The sequence below is a fragment of the Thermoanaerobacter sp. CM-CNRG TB177 genome (genome assembly GCF_018588165.1).
Lineage (GTDB): Bacteria > Bacillota > Thermoanaerobacteria > Thermoanaerobacterales > Thermoanaerobacteraceae > Thermoanaerobacter > Thermoanaerobacter thermocopriae.
On sequence record NZ_JAFCAC010000011.1, the window covers coordinates 1 to 3,317 of the forward strand.

General features: G+C 37.2%; 1 protein-coding gene. It reads left to right on the top strand.

Features of this window, described 5'->3' with window-relative positions:
* Window positions 1-398: 398 nt before the first annotated feature.
* Window positions 399-3,317: pyruvate:ferredoxin (flavodoxin) oxidoreductase (gene nifJ, locus I4N53_RS00520; protein WP_214495333.1), on the top strand; the 2,919-nt coding region annotated here is incomplete at its 3' end.

A 3,317-nucleotide genomic window follows, 5' to 3' on the forward strand; every position in this document is an offset into this window, starting at 1 on the left:
AAAAAAAAAAAAAAAAAAAAAAAAAAAAAAAAAGTTTTTTTGTGGAATTTTTCTTGATATTTATTCTTGCGTGGTTTATTTGAAAAATGTATTTAGCATAATATCGCAATATAGATAAAAAGCACTTTTTTATCTAACCTTAAGTTTTTGATATAAATTTGTCACAAAAAAAGTTTTAATTTTTAAGTTGGTATGGTATAATTATTTTGTACCTGTTATATAGCTTTAATAAAAGTAAAAATCTAAATTAATGCGACCTGTTATACACACTATAAATACCTGTTATATAATAAAATGAAATATTGTATACTGTACTATATCAGGTACATCCTTCTTTGATTGGTGATTTTCTGACCCTTTTATTTAATTATTAAATAAATAAGGAGAGGAGTAAAGAAATGGCTAAAGTAATGAAGACCATGGATGGTAACACAGCTGCTGCCCATGTGGCTTATGCTTTTACGGAAGTAGCTGCGATTTACCCTATAACTCCATCGTCTCCAATGGCAGAAGTAGTAGACCAATGGAGTGCACATGGAAGAAAAAACATATTTGGTCAGCCGGTAAGAGTAATTGAAATGCAGTCGGAAGCCGGTGCTGCAGGAGCTGTTCATGGGTCACTAGCAGCAGGCGCTCTCACAACAACATTCACTGCATCACAAGGACTTCTTTTAATGATTCCCAACATGTATAAAATTGCAGGGGAACTTTTACCTGGGGTATTCCATGTAAGTGCACGTGCCGTTGCAACCCATGCTCTTTCAATTTTCGGTGACCATTCTGACGTTATGGCATGCCGTCAGACAGGCTTTGCTCTGCTTGCTTCTGGCAGTGTACAGGAAGTAATGGATTTAGCAAGCGTTGCACACCTTTCTGCTATTAAAGGAAGAGTGCCCTTCTTGCACTTTTTTGACGGATTTAGAACATCGCATGAAGTACAAAAAATCGAAGTTTTAGATTACGAAGACCTCAAAAAACTTGTAGATTATGAAGCTTTAAAAGCCTTCAGACAAAGAGCACTAAATCCAGAACATCCTGTAACAAGGGGTACAGCGCAAAATCCAGATATATTCTTCCAAGGAAGAGAAGCTGCCAATAGATTCTACAATGCTATACCTGAAATCGTAGAATATTACATGAATGAAATAAACAAATTAACAGGCAGAGAATACAAATTATTCAACTACTACGGAGCACCAGATGCAGAAAGAATAATAATAGCAATGGGTTCTGTGACAGAAACTATTGAAGAAACAGTTGATTACTTGATGAAAAAAGGAGAAAAAGTAGGAGTAGTCAAGGTACATCTTTACAGGCCTTTCTCTGTAAAACATTTCTTGGAAGCGATACCGAAGACTGTTAAGAAAATAGCAGTACTCGATAGAACAAAAGAACCCGGTTCAATTGGTGAACCTTTGTATGAAGATGTAAAAACAGCTTTCTTTGACAGTGAATTGCGTCCAGTCATTGTTGGAGGTCGTTATGGTCTTGGCTCAAAAGATACTACACCTGCACAAATCATTGCTGTATTTGACAACCTCAAAGCTGATGAGCCAAAAGACCACTTCACAATAGGAATAATTGATGACGTAACCTTTACATCACTTCCTGTAGGAGAAGAAGTCGATACAATACCAGAAGGAACAACCAGCTGCAAATTCTGGGGATTCGGTTCTGATGGTACAGTAGGTGCAAACAAGAGTGCTATAAAGATCATAGGTGACAACACAGATTTATACGTGCAAGCATATTTCTCTTATGACTCAAAGAAATCAGGCGGTGTGACAGTATCTCACTTAAGATTCGGCAAAAAACCAATAAGGTCAACATATTTGATAAACAAAGCAGACTTTATTGCTTGCCATAAGCAGTCTTACGTTTACAACTATGACATATTAGCAGGATTAAAAGATGGTGGTACTTTCCTCCTAAACTGCAATTGGAAAGTTGAAGAATTAGACAAAAAATTGCCTGCTTCAATCAAAAGATATTTAGCTAAACACAACATCAACTTCTACATCATCAACGCTGTAGACATCGCAAAAGAAATAGGTTTAGGCGGAAGAATCAACATGATAATGCAATCTGCTTTCTTCAAACTCACAAACATAATACCAATTGAAGAGGCAGTAAAACACTTAAAAGAAGCTATCGTAAAAGAATACGGACATAAAGGCGAAAAGATAGTACAGATGAACTACGAGGCTGTAGATAGAGGTATAAATTCTTTAGTCAAAGTAGAAGTTCCTGCTTCTTGGGCAGATGCTGAAGATGAACCAAAAGAAGAAAGGCAAGCACCTGATTTTGTGAAGAATGTTGCCGATGTAATGAATAGATTGGAAGGAGACAAGCTTCCTGTTAGTGCTTTCCTTGGAAGAGAAGATGGAACCTTCCCACCAGGCACAGCAGCTTATGAAAAACGTGGAATTGCTGTTGACGTACCTGAGTGGCAGATAGACAACTGTATCCAATGTAACCAATGTGCATTTGTATGTCCTCACGCCGCAATAAGACCATTCCTTCTTACTGAAGAAGAAGTTAAAAATGCACCCGAAGGCTTTAAAGTTAAAAAGGCTATCGGAAAAGGCTTTGAAGGATTATACTACAGAATTCAGGTTAGCGTTCTTGATTGTACAGGTTGCGGCGTTTGTGCAAATGAATGCCCTGCAAAAGAAAAAGCGCTTGTTATGAAACCTTTAGAAACACAAATGGAAGAAGCAAAGAACTGGGAATACGCAATGACTTTATCACCAAAAGAAAACCCAATGAACAAAGAAACAGTAAAGGGAAGTCAATTTGAAACACCATTGCTTGAATTCTCAGGCGCTTGTGCAGGATGCGGTGAAACACCTTATGCAAAACTTGTAACCCAATTATTTGGCGATAGAATGATGATAGCAAATGCTACAGGTTGTTCTTCAATTTGGGGAGCAAGTGCGCCATCTACACCTTACTGCACAAATCATGAAGGGAAAGGACCTGCTTGGGCAAATTCTCTCTTTGAGGACAATGCAGAATTTGGTCTTGGTATGGCATTAGCTGTAAAACAGCAAAGAGAAAAATTAGCTGATATAGTAAAAGAACTGTTAGAACTTAACATTACAGCAGAACTCAAAGAAGCTTTACAATTCTGGCTTGATAACATGATGGACGGCAAAAAATCAAAAGAAGCCACAATTAAACTGTTACCGATACTTCAAAATTACAAAGCAGAAGACGCAAAAGTAAAAGAGCTTATTAACGAAATACTTGAAAGAAAAGACTATCTCATTAAGAAGTCTCAATGGATATTTGGTGGCGATGGTTGGGCATACGAT